The 15,763-nt window shown below is 57.9% G+C and carries 11 protein-coding genes; 9 read left to right on the forward strand and 2 right to left on the reverse strand.

All coding sequences use genetic code 11. The annotated features are described in order from the left end of the window. Positions 1-51 precede the first annotated feature (51 nt). A complete protein-coding gene (locus tag C4S74_RS00835; protein WP_103993484.1) occupies positions 52-5,763 on the reverse strand; it encodes a carboxypeptidase regulatory-like domain-containing protein in 5,712 nt (1,903 codons plus the stop codon). Between the two features lie 413 nt (positions 5,764-6,176). Here C4S74_RS00835 and C4S74_RS00840 point away from each other — a divergent pair, with 413 nt between their 5' ends. The 4 genes from C4S74_RS00840 to spoVAE are packed head-to-tail and all read left to right on the forward strand — an operon-like array spanning position 6,177 to position 8,915. Next, complete coding sequence (locus C4S74_RS00840; RefSeq protein WP_103993485.1) at positions 6,177-7,052, forward strand: DUF421 domain-containing protein; 876 nt, start codon at positions 6,177-6,179, stop codon at positions 7,050-7,052. A gap of 17 nt (positions 7,053-7,069) precedes the next feature. Next, positions 7,070-7,546: a stage V sporulation protein AC gene (gene spoVAC, locus C4S74_RS00845; RefSeq protein ID WP_103993486.1), complete on the forward strand. Its 477-nt coding sequence runs from the start codon at positions 7,070-7,072 to the stop codon at positions 7,544-7,546. Further along, positions 7,546-8,562: a stage V sporulation protein AD gene (spoVAD, locus tag C4S74_RS00850; protein ID WP_181024303.1), complete on the forward strand. Its 1,017-nt coding sequence runs from the start codon at positions 7,546-7,548 to the stop codon at positions 8,560-8,562. Before spoVAC ends, spoVAD begins: the two co-directional genes overlap by 1 nt. Positions 8,563-8,564: 2 nt before the next feature. Beyond that, positions 8,565-8,915: a stage V sporulation protein AE gene (gene spoVAE / locus C4S74_RS00855; protein WP_103993488.1), complete on the forward strand. Its 351-nt coding sequence runs from the start codon at positions 8,565-8,567 to the stop codon at positions 8,913-8,915. A gap of 80 nt (positions 8,916-8,995) precedes the next feature. On the opposite strand, the gene C4S74_RS26190 is transcribed toward spoVAE, so the two are convergent. Beyond that, positions 8,996-9,232 (reverse strand): hypothetical protein, encoded by a 237-nt coding sequence (locus C4S74_RS26190; protein WP_146065470.1) that lies wholly within the window; start codon positions 9,230-9,232, stop codon positions 8,996-8,998. Positions 9,233-9,264: 32 nt separating this feature from the next. Here C4S74_RS26190 and C4S74_RS00860 point away from each other — a divergent pair, with 32 nt between their 5' ends. The 5 genes from C4S74_RS00860 (at position 9,265) to yqeH (ending at position 15,704) form a co-directional block, all read left to right on the forward strand. Further along, positions 9,265-10,230: a MoxR family ATPase gene (locus C4S74_RS00860; protein ID WP_103993489.1), complete on the forward strand. Its 966-nt coding sequence runs from the start codon at positions 9,265-9,267 to the stop codon at positions 10,228-10,230. Continuing rightward, complete coding sequence (locus C4S74_RS00865; protein WP_103993490.1) at positions 10,227-11,474, forward strand: DUF58 domain-containing protein; 1,248 nt, start codon at positions 10,227-10,229, stop codon at positions 11,472-11,474. The genes C4S74_RS00860 and C4S74_RS00865 overlap by 4 nt, the downstream gene beginning before the upstream one ends. Further along, on the forward strand, positions 11,467-13,734 hold the full coding sequence (locus tag C4S74_RS00870) for a transglutaminase domain-containing protein (protein WP_103993491.1): 2,268 nt from the start codon (positions 11,467-11,469) through the stop codon (positions 13,732-13,734). Before C4S74_RS00865 ends, C4S74_RS00870 begins: the two co-directional genes overlap by 8 nt. Before the next feature lie 265 nt (positions 13,735-13,999). Beyond that, positions 14,000-14,500 carry a YqeG family HAD IIIA-type phosphatase gene (locus C4S74_RS00875; RefSeq protein WP_103994247.1) on the forward strand — a complete coding sequence of 167 codons (501 nt, stop codon included), beginning with the start codon at positions 14,000-14,002 and terminating at the stop codon, positions 14,498-14,500. A gap of 88 nt (positions 14,501-14,588) precedes the next feature. Beyond that, positions 14,589-15,704, forward strand: a complete 1,116-nt coding sequence (gene yqeH, locus C4S74_RS00880; protein WP_103993492.1) for a ribosome biogenesis GTPase YqeH — start codon at positions 14,589-14,591, stop codon at positions 15,702-15,704. Positions 15,705-15,763 lie beyond the last annotated feature (59 nt).

Here is a 15,763-nt window from a genome sequence, read left to right on the forward strand (position 1 = left end):
GAAAAAGAACGCAAAAAATCCCGCCGGATCAACCGGCGGGATTTTTTGCGTTTATTCTTCCGAATCGTCGTCCAGGACGAGCTTGAGAAAGGTCGTTTCATTTGCGGCAATGATTAACGTGCGCACGGCCGGCTGTTTATCTTCAAGCGTGAAGCGGGCGGTGTAGAAGCCGGGAGCCAGGTTGGTGACCGTATAGACGCCGCGGCTGCTTGTCGTCACGCTTCTCAGGAAGAGTCCGGAAGGATCGAAGATCTGGACGAACACGCCGGATAAGAGCCGTCCGTTCCGGTCCGTCACGGTGCCCGTCAAGGTGCCGAATACCGGGTTCAGCGCCACGGTTACCGGGGAAGCCGGGGTCCCGGCAGCCAGGGAAGCCGCGGCCGATTTTGAGCCGAAGAGCTCACTGGACACCGTAATCGTGTAGCTTCCGGGGCGCAGGCTGTTCAGCAGGAACACGCCTGTTCCGTCGGTAAGCGTCCGCTTAACGGGCGTCAAGTTCTCGTTGAGGATCTGGACCGAAGCGCCGGGAACCGGATTGCCGGTCGATTCGTCCGTCACGGTGCCCGTAACGGTCAGTGCGGGGATTCCCGGAGTGAGGACGATATTCGGCGTGAAGCCGGGAACCACCGTTACAACCTGCTGACTGTATGAGAGGCCGGGCTTCTGCACGACAACCGTATAGTCGCCGGCCGCTATCCCGTCAGCCGTGAATTGCCCGGACGGGTCCGTCGGAACCGTCACGACCGGCGTGTTCCGGTCGTCGTATACGTCCGCCACCGGGGGAGGCGGAAACACGGGGACGGTTGGCGGAGTCACGACCGTCCCGTTCAAATCGTTTGACGTCGGGGACAACTCGGCATCCACTACCGTATTTTGCCCCGGTGCGGCGCTAAAGGCGTCCGTCTGCTGGCCGAAGCCGGAGAGGCTGAACACGGCCGTGTAATTGCCCGCCGGGAGGCCGGTCAGCGTATAACGGCCGGCCGTATCGGTCGTCGTGTCCGTCAGGACGGTGCCGTACGTGTTGAGCTGCCGGACCTCGACGAGCACACCGGCAAGCGGCCTGGCCCCGGCGGCGCTGGTTACCGTGCCGGACAGAGAAGCGGACAACGGGCTCAAGGCGAAGCTGTAGTCGGTATTCCGGCCGGGCGCTACGGGAGCTCCACCGTTTTGCGAACTGAAACCGGCCGCTTCGGCGGTCACTTTATAATCTCCGGAACTGAGATTATTGAAGAGATAGAAGCCGCTGCTGTCGGTTTGAACCGTATTGACCGGCACCCCGGCCGCATCTTCGATCCGGATGTCCGCTCCGGCCAGGGGCGCCGAAGTGGTGCGGTCGATGACGAAGCCGCTGACGCTGCCGGGTGACGGATCCAGCGGAACGGTAACGGCAGTCGTTTGCCCCGGCTGGAGTGTGACACCGAGGGACGTGCTGCCGAAACCGTCGCTGGTGACAGTCAGCGTATAGACTCCTGCGGTTACGTTCTCGATCGCAAAATTCCCGCTTAAATCGGTAACCGATTGATCCACGGTTTGACCGGCCGCGTTAAGAAGCGTGACAATGCTTCCGGGCACCGGAGCAGAGCCGCTCCGGCTGATGACATTGCCGGTCAGGAGCGCATTTTGCGGGATCAATACGAGTGTGACCGTGCCTGCCGTACCGGCCGCAACCGTAACGAGCTCGGAAGCGGAAGCGAAGCCGGGGGCGGATGCCGTAAGGACGTACCTGCCGGGAGGCAGCTCGGGCGTTGTGAAACGTCCGTCCGCATCGGCCAGGTAAGCGAACAGGAGCAATCCCGCTTCGTTGAAGATTTTGATCTGGGTTTCCGAGCCGGGCAGGATTGCGCCCGAGCGGTCCGTGATCGTACCCGTCACAGTGCCGCTCAGCGGCCGTAGAGCGAGACTGGCGGCGGTCTCCTGGTCGCTGATTACGATGGCACCGGAAGTTCCCGCAGCGTACCCTTCCGCTTCGGCCACTACCGTATAAGCGCCGGGAGCCAGCCCGCTTACAAAGAAGTTGCCGAACAGGGAAGTAGTGGCCGTCGCGATCAGTACATTGCTGACGTCCGCGCTGCGGATCAGGACGGTGGCGGAAGGCAGGGGACTTCCGTCCGAAGCGTTCGTTATTTGCCCGCTGACGGCGCCGGGATTGGGAACGAGGCGGATATCGATTCCCGCCGAATCTTCACCCGGAAGCGTTGCGACACCGACAATAACGGTCGAGAAGCCGGGCGCCGTTACAACCAGAAAATGATTGCCTGCGGGAATGTTATCGACGACATATACGCCGTTTGCGTCGGAATGACCGGTTCCCAGCAAGGTTTCATTGCCGTCCAGGACCCGGATAACGGCCGTGTTTACCGGGCTGCCCGCAGTATCCGTGACACGGCCCGAGAGGACCGACAACAGCGGGGAGAGAGTGAGCGTCACGCTCGATTCCAGGCCGGCTTCCACGACAGTTCCCGCTTTCGCAACGGCGTAACCCGGCGGCGTTGCCGTCACGATATAGGCGCCGGGCGCGAGCGAATCGAACCGGAAGGTCCCGTTCCCCGTATTGACCAGCTCTTCGTTGATCAGGAGGTTGTTCCGGTCGTAAATCTGGATAACGGTCCCGTCCACGAGGGGGGAGATCACGCCGCTTACCGAGCCGGGAAGCGGAAGGAGGCTGAGGGCGGTCGTCGCCGTTTGACCGGCGCTTACGATCGCCCCGACGCTGCCCTGCTGGAAGCCCGTCTGGGAAGCCGTAACGATGTACGTGTCGGGAGCGAGACCTTCCGCCCGGAAATAACCGCTGCTGTCGGCAAGCACGGTAGCGATCAGCGTTCCCGTATAGTTGCTGATACGGATGGAAGCGCCGGAAATTCCCGTGCCCGAGTCGGCTGCGGTTACCGTCCCGCTGATTTGTCCGGGGTTCGGAATCAGGCTGGCGCTGACGGATGTCGTCTGCCCCGCCGTAATCAGGAAGCTGACGAGGTCCGTCTGAAAGCCGGTGGAGGACAGTATCGCCGTATAGCTGCCCGGTGCCAGGTTTGGCGCCGTAAATGCGCCGAACTGGTCCGTAAACAAACTCTGGATTACCAGTCCGTTCGTGTCCACAATGCGTACCGCGACGGGAATGTCCGCGAGGATCAGTCCGGTGGAGGCGTTGAGCACAACTCCCGACAGAATTCCGGGCAAGGGCACCAGGTTGTAGGAGACGGTTGTCGTCTGGCCGGGGGTAATGCTGAATCCTTTGATCTGCGTCTGCAGCCCGTCGGCAAAAACGGCGGCCGTATAAGTTCCCGGCGCAAGCTCCTCCAATACGAAGGTGCCGTCGGAGGAAGTAATCGTCCGTCCGATCACGCTGTTGTCCGTCTGGCGCACCACGAGGACCGCCCCCTGTACGGGTGCCCCTCCGGCTGTAACGGTTCCCGTTAGAGCGCCGGGCAGAGGAGCCAGGGCGAAACCGACTTCGACAGTTTTCCCGGGCTCGATGAAGGCGCCGATCAGCTGGCGCTGGTAACCCGGTGTTTCGGCACGGACCATATAGGAACCGGGAGCAAGCCCGTGGATGTCAAAGCGTCCGTTCTGATCGGCATTCAGTGTGGCGACGACAAAACTGTTCATGAAAATGCGTACGACCGCATTTTCCAGAGGATTCCCGTTCAGGTCCGTCACAAGGCCCGTAATGGAACCCGCTAACTGGTTCAGCGCGATATTCAGCACGCTTTGGGTGCCGGGCGCAATCGAGACGCCGGTCGTCTGGCTGGCATACGCCGTTTCGCTGAACGTGACTGTATAATTGACCGGCTGCAAGCTGTTGATGACATAAGCTCCGGAAGCATCGGTAACCGCGGTTGCCGCGGTGATCCCTTCAACCGTCACGACACGGACGACGGTGCCGCCCAGCGGTTGACCCGAGGAGGCGTCCGTCACCTGGCCGGTGAGCGTGCCCGGAGCGGGATTCAGGCCGATGTTGACGGTCGTCGTCTGCCCCGCAAGAACCGATGCACCGGCTATTTCCGTCGTGAATGCGGCTTCGCTGGCGCGGATACGGTAATTCCCCGGCGCAAGACTGTTTATCGTGTACGAACCGTCATTGGCGCTGACGGCGGTAGCGATCTGCTGGCCCCGTTCGTTCAAGGCTTCCACGAGAGCTCCCGGAAGCGGTGTCCCGGTGCCGGCGACGGTGATCACGCCGCTTACGGTTCCGGGCAGAGCCGCGAGACTAAACGACGCGGACACACTCTGGGCCGGCTGAAGCTGCAAGGTGCGGACTTCGGACTGGAAGCCGTTCGCGGCCGCGATCACCGTATACGTTCCCGCGGGAACCGAAAGCTGGTATTGGCCCGCCGCGTTTGCAGTCGTTTCGGCGATGATGGCGCCGAATGGGGATTTCACGCGGACGACGGCTCCGGGAAGAACGTTTCCCGCCTGATCGGCGACAGTGCCGCTGAGTGAAGCGGGCTGTGGCCGCAGGGTAACGTCCAGCGGAGTAACGGTTCCGGCGCTAATCGTAACCGGTACGGTTTGGGACACGAAGCTGTCAAAAGAAACCGTAAGATTGTATGTTCCCGGCACCAGATTGGAGAAACCGTACGCCCCGCCGGTTCCGCTTGTTTGGGTGACCGGAACCTGAGTCTGGGCGTTTGTAAGCTGCACGGCGGCGCCGGCAAGTGGCAGTCCGGTCATCCCGTTGAAGATGGTGCCTGTTACGCCGCCGGCCGTAACGACGGCTATAGAAGCCGTTGCCGGTCCGGCTGTAATGACCTGCCCGGTCAGACTGTCGAATCCGGTTCCCGTAGCCGTATTCAGGACGCGGCTGCCGCTTCCGGCAGTCAGGAAAGCACCCTGCACGGTAAAGGTAAGCGTCACGGTCTGGCCGGGCGCAAGATTCCCCGCGTTCCAGCTGATGGATCTGCCCAGCAGATTAACCGTCGAAAGCCCCTGGGTTACGGCGGAGACGGTCAGCGAGGACACCGTATCGAGTCCGAACGCATCCGTGACCAGCACGGCGTTGGCCTGGCTTTTTCCCGTATTCGATATGGACAGGGTTCCCGTATAGGAGGCCACCTGCCCGGCCAGGACGCTTGCTCCCGGGGCAGAGGTCAAGGCTTTCACCAGAACAAGTTTTGCCTGGGCATTAAAGTCCTGCGGCGGATCGGGATCGCTGAAACCTCCCGTGAATGTGCTGCCTGCCGTAATCAGAATGTCTTTATTGAAGTTATTGCTGTTCGTAGAGGTGAAAAAAATAAACTGCAAGGGCGTCTGATTCGTGATCCCGAGCGTTCCGAACAGAACGGAAGCCGGAATGAAAAAATCAAGGAAATAATCTTCATTTCCGCCAAAACGGGAACCGTCACCGGTCGGTTTAACTCGCGCGATGTCAAAGTTAATGATGGGCCGCGTATAATTAGGGGCTCCTTTTCCGTCGATGCCTTCGGCGGGATCGTTGAACGTGTTCGGCACTTTTATTCTGTTTTCGATAAGCTCCAGGGTGGAGTTCAGGCCGTTGACGGCAAGCACCCATTCGTAGGTGGACGGGTTACCGTCCGTGTTAAAAAGAACCCCCCAGGCAAAATTGTCAAACCCGGTTTTAGCCCGGGGATCTCCGTTCAGTCTCAGACGGAAATAGACAAAATTCGTATCGTACGATACAAAGGCGGCCGGGAACTGGGCGCTTCCGACGATGTCCGTGCTGGCGGGATTCTCATCCCCGGCCGGATCTCCAACGGGAACGCCGTTTATAGTGACGGGAAAAAACTGACTGTCGCTGGGAAAAGACAAGAGGAGCCTCCTCCTTCTGATTTTGGATATTCGCCCTTTATCCTATGTGCGTTTGTGTGTTTGTGCCGGGGCCAATATTCCATTTTTATAAAATAGGCGGAACGGCCATCACCTTACGAACAATCATCTGCCGCGCTGGACGCATATAATGGGGTATTCCTGGATGTTCCATGTTTCAATTCCCGCTTAAGGAGAAACGGCTGTGAACCTGAATATACTGATTATACTCGTCTTGTTTCTGCTGCTCGTGGCGATCTTGTACCTTTTCTGATAACCGGCACAACGGAAAACAGCTTCCGGCGAAGCTGTTTTTTTGTTTTTCCATCGTCTTCCTTTCATACCTGTTCCCGCTGCGGACATGCTATGGAGAATCATGCAATTCAACTGCTCTGGTTAAGTGAGGAGGTTAAGCCATGGAAGGTATTGGAGTCATCATGCTGCGGTCGCTCGGCGCGGTCGCCATTCTTTTCGCCATCACCCGTTTTTTGGGAAAAAAACAAATTTCCCAGCTTTCTTTTTTCGAATACGTAACAGGCATTACGCTGGGAGAACTCGCGGGTTTTCTGTCAACCGATATCGAAGCCCACTATCTGCACGGCATCGCGGCTTTGGCGGTCTGGTTTCTCGTGCCGTTTTTTCTGGAGATCACGACGCTGAAAAGCAAATGGCTCCGCCATTTTTTTGAAGGAAAAGGAACGGTCGTTATCCGTAACGGGCGCATACTCGAAAATGAGCTGAAGAGGGAGCGGTACACCGCAGACGAACTTATGGAACAGCTCCGCACGAAGAGCGTTTTTCAGGTGGCGGACGTCGAATTCGCCATGCTGGAGGCCAGCGGAGACCTCAGCGTTCTCCTCAAGAAAGAGAAGCAGCCGCTTACGCCCGGAGATCTTGGACTCAAAATGGGCCCCGACAAGCTTCCGCACACGGTTATCGTGGACGGGGTCGTCGATGATGACGAGCTGGCCGCCTCCTCGCTTACAAGGGAATGGCTGACTAAACAATTGGCTAAAATAAACGCGACCGCGGACAATGTTTTTCTCGCTCAGATAGGCGATCAAAATAAGCTTTACGTCGATTTGTACGACGATTCAAGAGGAATCAGTCAGGAGAAGCCCCAGGTGGAGCTGATCTCCACACTTCGCCAATGCACGGCTGATTTGGATTCGTTTGCGAATTCCGCGACCGATCTCAATGCCCGCATCAAGTACGAGCAGACGGCATCGTCCTTGCGGGGGGTGCTCAAGCAGCTTTCGGGCGGCGGAAAAAGCACGAACGGGACGGAATAAGAAGAGGAGGATAGGCAGTGGCCAATCAGAAAAAGAAAAACGCGACATTGACCCAGCAGCAGTACCAGGCTATAGCGAAAAAAAACGAACCGAAAAGGCCGGTCGTCGCCAACTGTATCCGCGCCTTCATTGTGGGCGGTTTTATATGCATCATCGGACAGGCGCTCATGATGCTGTTTGAGAAAGTGTTCGGCTTCAGCAAGGAAGCCGCTTCGAATCCGACGGTGGCGGTCCTGATCCTCCTTTCCGTCATCCTGACCTCCCTCGGCGTGTACGACAAAATCGCCCAGTGGGCCGGGGCGGGAACGGCCGTGCCGGTCACGGGCTTCGCCAACTCGATGTGCTCCGCCGCCATTGAACACCGCAGTGAGGGGCTTATTCTCGGCACTGCCAGCAACATGTTCAAGCTGGCCGGTTCCGTCATCGTGTTCGGCGTCGTGGCGGCCTTCTTCGTCGGCATCTTTATTCTGATATTCGGAGGCGGTGCACATTGATTATTCGCAAAGGACAATCCTGGGAATTCCGCAAGCCTCCCGTCCTGATCTCTACCGCCACGGTTGTCGGTCCGGATGAGGGCAAAGGGCCGCTCGCCAACGACTTCGACCTGATCCATCAGGATAATACCCTGAAGCAGAAGAGCTGGGAAAAGGCGGAGAAGGCGCTGATGGAAGACGCGGCCAACCTCGCGATCAAGAAAGCGGGACTCCAGAAGGATCAGATCCAGTTCTACGTCGGCGGCGATCTCATGAATCAGATTATTTCCAGCAGCTTCGCCGCCCGGACGCTGGCGATTCCTTACCTGGGCGTGTTCGGCGCCTGCTCCACCTCGATGGAAAGCCTCGCCGTATCCTCGCTGATCGTCGCGTCGGGAGGCGGGGACTACGTCCTGAGCGGCACGTGCAGCCACAACTGCACCGTGGAGAAGCAGTTCCGCTACCCGACGGAATACGGCTCCCAAAAGCCCCCTACGGCGCAGTATACCGTCACCGGTGCCGGAGCCTCCGTCGTGGCCGCGAAAGGTGCGGGGCCCGTCGTTACGTCCGCCACGATCGGCAAGGTAATCGACATGGGCATCACGGATCCGTTCAACATGGGGGCCGCGATGGCGCCGGCTGCGGCCGACACGATCACCGCTCACTTCCGGGATATGAAACGCTCCCCCGACTACTACGATATGATCGTCACGGGAGACCTCGCCACCGTCGGCTTTCAGATCGTTAACGAGCTGCTGAAGGAGCAGCGGATTGCCATGAACAGCACCACGTTCAGCGACTGCGGCCTCATGATCTACGATATCGAAAAGCAGGGCGTGCAAGCCGGGGGCAGCGGCTGCGGCTGTTCGGCCGTCGTCACTTACGGCCACCTGCTGAAGAGAATGGAGCAGGGAGAAATCCGCCGCCTGCTTGTCGTCGCCACCGGGGCCCTGCTGTCCCCGCTGTCGTATCAGCAGGGGGAATCCATTCCGTGCATTGCCCATGCGGTCGCGATAGAAAGACAGGAGGGACTTTAATCATGCAGTTTTTATGGGCATTTCTCGTCGGCGGGGCGATTTGCGTCATCGGCCAGCTCCTGCTGGACCTCGGCAAATTGACGCCGGCTCATACGATGACGACGCTCGTCGTGGCCGGAGCGATTCTGGACGGCTTCGGGCTGTACGAGCCCCTCGTCCGTTTTGCGGGCGCCGGCGCCAGCGTGCCGATCACAAGCTTCGGCAACGCGCTGGTCCACGGCGCCATCAGTGAAATCCAGACAAGCGGCTGGATCGGCATCGTGACGGGGATATTCAAAGTGACGAGCGCCGGTATTTCGGCGGCGATCATCTTCTCGTTCCTCGCCGCATTGTTCGTCCGACCCAAAGGCTGAAGCGCAGCCGTAAAACAAGCACTCCGTTTTCTCGGGAAACGGGGTGCTTTTCGCGTTGTTCGGGATTTATCCTTCCTCTTTCATTTTTCATTAGCTTCTTTCCTTGCTCTTTCAATATTCATTCCTTCCTCTGTCATTCCTTCGTCACCCGTTCGTAATCCAGCTGTTACCTTACGGTCACCCTCCCGTAACAAAACCCGCGGGCGTTTGCTCCTTTTAGCTTCTTTTCCACCAACTGTCGGTTTTTTAATAAATTTAGAAGGGGTTTTGTTGTACTCGCTTTCTACTTTCCTGTAATATAAAAAATAGGACTTCAAACCCTGTTTATCCGAAGGAGGATTCGTACCGAATGGCTGCCGTGTCCCAACCTCATATGACTGAGATTTCCAGAATCAGATCCAATTTGGATTCATGTATATTAGGCAAAAGCGAAGAAATCATGCTGCTGTTAACCGCACTTCTTGCCGGCGGTCACGTGCTTCTCGAAGATGTGCCCGGGACGGGGAAGACGGTGCTCGTCAAATCCCTCGCCCGCTCCATACAAGGCCAATTCCGCAGAATCCAGTGCAACCCGGATCTTCTGCCGACCGATATTACCGGCGTTTCGATCTATCATCCGAAGAACGAAGCCTTCTTTTTCCGCCCCGGTCCCGTTATGGCCAACATTCTGCTTGTCGACGAAATCAACCGCGCCACTACCAAAACCCAGTCGGCTCTCCTGGAAGCGATGGAAGAGCATCACGTGACGGTAGACGGCGAAATGTACCCGCTTCCGCGTCCGTTTATGCTTCTCGCGACCCAGAATCCCATTGATTTCGAAGGCACGTATCTGCTCCCGGAAGCCCAGCTTGACCGCTTTATGATCAAATTCAGCCTCGGGTACCCCGACAGCGCGACGGAGCTTCAGATGATCGCGTCGCAAAGCAAAGAGCACCCGATGGAGCAGCTTCACGAGGTTGTCGATACGGAGCAGATTCTCAGCATGCAGGAAGAGGTGCGGTCGGTCTACCTCGACGACGGCATCGCGAAGTATCTGGTGGACATTACACGCGGCACCCGGGAGCATCCGGCCGTCGAGCTGGGAGCCAGCCCGCGCGCTACGCTGGCGCTCGTTCAGGCGTCGAAAGCATACGCCTACTTGAACGGCCGCGACTATGTCCTGCCCGACGATGTAAAATATTTGGCCCCTTACGTTCTGGGGCACAGAATTATTTTATCTTCTGAAGCCCGGATGGAAGGAGAAACCTCCCGTTCCGTCTTCGCTTCGATACTGGCGCTTACGAAAGTGCCCGTCAGGCTGGAGAAGGCGAAATGAAGCTTTTCAAACCTACCGCCGCTCAGAAGGGAAGACAGGCTACCCTGATATTATCCTTTCTGTTCTTCGCCAGTCTGATGTTTCTGCTGTTTCAGGGCGGTAAGCTCGCTTCCACACTGTTTGCCGTCGTGTGCCTGCTCTCCGCGTATCTCGTGCTCGGAAAATGGAGCGGTATCCGCCAGACGCAGGCGGTGCGCGAAATATCGGCTGCGGACGGAACCGGCAAGGTCCAGGCGGGTCAGTCTCTCCAGATCAAGCTTAAAATTCAGGTTCCCGGCGTCTGGCCTATCCCGTACCTTCTTATCGAAGACGAACTGGTGCGAAGCAGCGGGGAGCGGACCGTAATGAAGGGCTCCGTAGTCTTGAACTGGATGCGCAAAGGGGAGTTCGTTTACAAAACGCCGCCCCTGCGCCGGGGTCATTATTCCCTGGAGCGCGCGGAATTCGCGACGGAAGATGTCTTCGGGCTTTATGAGCACAAAGGCAGCGTCCAGCTTCCGTACGGCTTTGTCGTGATGCCCCAGATGATCGAGATCCGCCACTGGGCGCAGTTCTCCCAGTCCCCGCGCGGGGCGAGGCATCACTCCGTAACCGCCCGGATGCAGCGGGAAACGACGCAGATCAACGGCGTGAGAGAGTATATTCACGGGGACAGGCTTTCACGTGTCCACTGGAACGCCACGGCGCGTACGGGCACGTGGAAGTCGAAGGAATTCGAGCGGGAAACCCTCCCGAAGATGGTCATCGTGCTCGACCGGAGCAAGCAGAATTACGGCAGTGCCGCCGAGTTCGAGCTGGCGGTTTCCGCCGCCGCTTCCCTGCTGCATTTCGGCACGCAGAGAAACATCGCGGTGGGGCTCGTTTCTTCCGGCCGCGAATCCCTGATGGCCGTGCCCAAGACCGGCGCCCGTCATGAGGACGTCCTGATGGATCACCTGGTGGAAGTGGAGCCGGACGGCTTCCGTCCCCTGCAGCAGGTGGTCAACAATGCGGACGGCATGTTCTCGCCGGGAGCGCTGGTCGTTTATATTACGCCGGCCAAAAACCCCGATCTCCTGTCGTTGCTCCACTGGACCGACAAACAGCGCATGCTCGCCTGTCACCTGTGCGTCTGCGGCGCCAAGGGAAGCTCTACGGACATGTGGGTCCGCCGCCTGCACAGCCTCGGTTTTATGGGCTACGGCGTGCACACGCTGACGGAGCTGCCGGCTGTGCTGGGAGGAGGGACGAAGATTTATGCGTAGCATCTGGAACGTTTTCCGGTTTATGGCCGGCGAAGACGGAACGAAGAAGTGGATGGCCCTCTTCGTCCTGCTGTTTTTATTCCAGTTCACCGGATGGATTTCCCGCGAGGACGGATTATGGCTGCCCGAAACGCTGAAAGCCGTAAACTGGACACTGATTGCGGTCTGCGCGACGTTCTTCATCCCGCGGATTCATCATCTGGTCCGTGAGCTTCTGCAGATCGTCCTGGTGCTGGTCGTTCACGCGGTTGTGCTTCAATACCGGTTTGTCCCGTTGTCCCAGATGGACGGTCCGGTAGAGTGGTTTCAAGCCAACGTTTCGCAATTATTCCCTTATTTATGGTTCGGGCTTGCCGCCTGGTGGGTGTTCTTGATGGCCATGTGGGCGTCCCGGTCCAAACTGTGGATTTCTTTTATCGTCATTTTGGCCATTCTGTTTTTCGGCGTCCGCGATTCGTTCAGCACCCTGCAGTTATGGCCGCAGGTTGCGGCGGTCATTTTCAGCGGATTGTGCATGCTTGTCGTCCGGCATTTATCCCAGCTTAAAAATAAAGCGCCCGAAAGCTGGAAACGGCTTTCGGACAATCCGGGCCCTCTGATCGTACCGGTCGTGCTGATTATCGCTCTGACGCTCACCTTGGGAGCGCTCGTGCCGGCGGTCGATCCGGTTCTCACCGATCCGTATACGGCCTGGCGGCAGTACAACGGCGAAGCCGTAACATTCCTGCCAAGCAGCGACGATTCCGGCCGGACGATGGTCCAGGACCCGAACGATCCGCTGCTGAAATCGTCGGGCTACAGCCGCAGCGACGCCCAGCTTGGCGGGCAGTTCCAGTACGATTACACGCCGGTTTTCACCGTTGACACGACGAGCCGCACATATTACCGCGGAGAGACACGGGCTTTGTACACCGGCAGCGGCTGGGAAGCCAGCCCGGCGGACAGACGGGCCCGCCAGAGCTCCGTGGACTCCAGCGGCAAGCTTCCCGCGGATACCGGCATCGACACGTCCAAGCTGAAGACCGAAGAAGTGAAGCAGACGGTCAAAATGCGCAATGGCGAAGTCTACCCGGTGCTGTTCGGGGCTTATCCGATGTCGAAGGTGGACATTCGGGAGGAGGGTCCCGACGGAACACGTTCCGATCCCGATCGGCTCGGGTCGCTCCGGTGGTCCGCGCGCCAGGCGGAGCTGCGGTTTAACGCGAAATCGAACTACCCGAAGCAGTACGAGCTCGTGTCCAATATCCCGCTGCTCGATTTAAGCGGGCTCAAGAAAGTCGATATGAGCAAGCTGAACCGGTCCGAATGGAATGATTATCTCCAGCTTCCCGACCGGCTGCCCGAGAGGGTGACGGAGCTTGCCAGAGACGTGACGAAGGAAGCCCCGACCGCCTACGAGAAGGTGCATGAGCTGGAGCTTTACTTGTCCAGCAAGTACCCGTATACGAATACTCCCGACGTATCCAAGGGGAAAAGCAAAGATTTCGTCGACCGCTTCCTGTTCGAAATCCAGGAAGGCTACTGCGACTACTATTCGTCGGCGATGGTCGTGATGACCCGGTCGCTCGGCATTCCGGCCCGCTGGGTCAAAGGCTACGCGTCCGGTTCTTCCGATAACGGCCGTCCCGCCGGTCTCGGGAACTTCACGGGCGGCATGTCCGACCCGGACGCGGAGGGCACCTACACCGTCCGAAATTCCGACGCCCACTCCTGGGTCGAGGTTTATTTCGAGGGCTACGGCTGGCTGCCGTTCGAGCCGACCGCCGGCTTTTCTCTGCCGCAGTCGTATGCGCCCGAATCGTCGGCGGCGACCGAGATGCCGACTCCGGCACCGGCCGAAGCGAAGACGGAACAGACGCAAACCGGCGCGGCTCCTTGGGTCCGTTATGTGCTGTACACGCTCAGCGGTCTCGTTCTGCTTACGGCCGCCGTCGTATCGGCCATCCGGCTGAGCGGCGGCAAGAAGCTGCTTCCTCCGTTCGGCCGGGACCCCAAAGCGGCCAATTACGCACAGGGAGTCATCCAGGAGGTCAACCGGCTTCTGCGGTACGGAAGGCGCAAAGGATACGAACGTTTCGAGCATGAAACGTTCCGCGAAGCCGCTTCCCGCTGGATGGCCCAGAGCAACTGGCTGTCAGGCGAGCTTTCGCCGGTTCTCGCCATGTTCGAGAAGGCCAAGTACAGCCGGGCATCCGTAACCGAGCAGGATTTGGAGGCTGTTCAGGGCCATGTGAAACGACTGCGCGACCAGATGAAATAGGACCGGCACGCAACTGCCGGCCGGCTTGTGAAGCGCAAGAGAAAGGCCGTTTTCCGTTAACCGGAAGACGGCTTTTTTAGTTCCGGCAGGAAGAATCCGGGGCATGCACCGGCCCGTGAATGGAACGGGCGGCGGCAAGGGAATGCTGAGAATACGGGAATTTCCCGTCCGGCCACGGCCTGAAACGCTTCCTTTTTCTTTTTGCAAGGAATTGGACATGTATGGTATAGTTCCTATAGATTCGAAAGAGGTTGGGGTGACGCTGTTGTTTAAAAAACTGGTGCCGAAACAATTCGTGCAGACGATTTACGATATCAATCTGGAGGAGCTTTGGCAGAGCGGAATCCGCGGGATCATCACGGACCTCGACAACACGCTTGTCGGTGCCAAGGTGGCCGATGCGACACCGGAGCTCGTGAATTGGCTCGGGCATGTGAAGCAGCTCGGTTTCAAGGTCGTCATCGTATCGAACAACCAGGAAACAAGGGTATCCGCATTTGCCCTGCCGCTGTCTATCCCGTTCATTCATGCCGCGCGCAAACCGACGAACACGGCCTTTCGCAAAGCATTGGCACTGATGGATACAACTGCAGAGCAGACGGTTGTGATCGGTGATCAGATGCTGACAGACGTGCTGGGAGGGAACCGGCTCGGTTTATATACCATTCTTGTTGCGCCTATCTCCATCCATGATGAAGGTTTCTTTACACGAATCAACCGGCGCATCGAGAAGCTGGCCAACAATTACATCTCGAAGAATAAATAAAGCTTTCCTTCACGGGAAAGCTTCACTTTGCTTGCGGGGGAACAACGCTTGACGGGAAGCTCCCGCCGTTCAATTTTAAGGAGGATTCATGACCCAGGAAGAAGTTATCCATTGCGGAGGCTGCGGTGTCAAGCTTCAGCTCGAAGATCCTCAGGCGCTCGGATACATCCCCGCGCAGGCTCTCGAGAAAGAACCGGTTATTTGCCAGCGCTGTTTCCGCATCAAGAACTATAATGAAGCGTCGAGCATTACGCTCAACCAGGACGATTTTCTGAAGCTGCTCGGGCACGTGGGGCACAAAGAAGCGCTCGTCATCAATATCGTCGATATTTTCGACTTCGAAGGCAGCTTGATCAGCGGTCTGGCCCGTTTCGTCGGAGGCAATCCGATCGTGCTGGTCGTCAACAAAATCGACCTGCTTCCGAAAGTGACCAACTGGAACCGGATCGTGAACTGGGTCCGCAAGCAGGCCAAGGAACAAGGCTTGAAGGTTGTGGAGGTTGTCCTTTGCAGCGCCAAGAAGAACATGGGATTCGACCGGGTTCTTCAGGCGGTGGACGAACACCGTAACGGCAAAGATGTCTACGTCGTCGGAGCGACCAACGTGGGCAAGTCCACGCTCATCAACCGGCTTATTTCCGATTACAGCGATTTGGACTCGGAGCTGACCACTTCCCAATATCCGGGCACGACACTCGATATGGTCGAGATTCCGCTCGATGACGGACATTTTATTATCGATACGCCGGGAATCGTGTACAAGCACCGGCTGACGGAGCTTGTCTCCAAGAAAGATCTGGGCAAGCTGATGCCGAACAAGCCGCTTAAGCCCATGGTGTATCAATTGAACGAAGGACAAACCCTGTTCTTCGGATCGTTAGCCCGGTTTGATTTTGTCCGCGGCGAACGTCAGTCCTTTACGATCTACTCTTCGGGAGCCGTTCCCATCCATCGCACCAAACTGGAAAAAGCGGACGAGCTGTACGCGAACCACAAGGGGACTTTGCTTGTCCCGCCTGCGGCGAAGGATCTGGAAGAGCTTCCTCCGCTCGTCAAACAGACGATTCACATTTCGAAAGGCAAAAAGCTCGATGTGCTGATCTCCGGCCTCGGCTGGATCAAAATTAACAGCGAAGCGGGCGCGGAACTGGCCGTTCATGTGCCGAAAGGCGTCAAAATCGTCCAGCGCGAGTCGCTTATTTAAACGGACGCTAGAAAGGTCAGGGACTTTTCGTCTGTAAAAGTCCGGCATATAAACATTGT

The organism is Paenibacillus sp. UNC499MF, assembly GCF_900107975.1.
Classification (GTDB): domain Bacteria; phylum Bacillota; class Bacilli; order Paenibacillales; family NBRC-103111; genus Paenibacillus_F.

What these genes read in the sequence shown, in the direction of transcription:
- C4S74_RS00870 (WP_103993491.1), top strand. Translation starts at nt 11,467, where the DNA reads ATGCGTAGCATCTGGAACGTTTTCCGGTTTATGGCCGGCGAAGACGGA.
- yqeH (WP_103993492.1), top strand. Translation starts at nt 14,589, where the DNA reads ATGACCCAGGAAGAAGTTATCCATTGCGGAGGCTGCGGTGTCAAGCTT.
- spoVAE (WP_103993488.1), top strand. Translation starts at nt 8,565, where the DNA reads ATGCAGTTTTTATGGGCATTTCTCGTCGGCGGGGCGATTTGCGTCATC.
- C4S74_RS00865 (WP_103993490.1), top strand. Translation starts at nt 10,227, where the DNA reads ATGAAGCTTTTCAAACCTACCGCCGCTCAGAAGGGAAGACAGGCTACC.
- C4S74_RS00860 (WP_103993489.1), top strand. Translation starts at nt 9,265, where the DNA reads ATGGCTGCCGTGTCCCAACCTCATATGACTGAGATTTCCAGAATCAGA.
- C4S74_RS00840 (WP_103993485.1), top strand. Translation starts at nt 6,177, where the DNA reads ATGGAAGGTATTGGAGTCATCATGCTGCGGTCGCTCGGCGCGGTCGCC.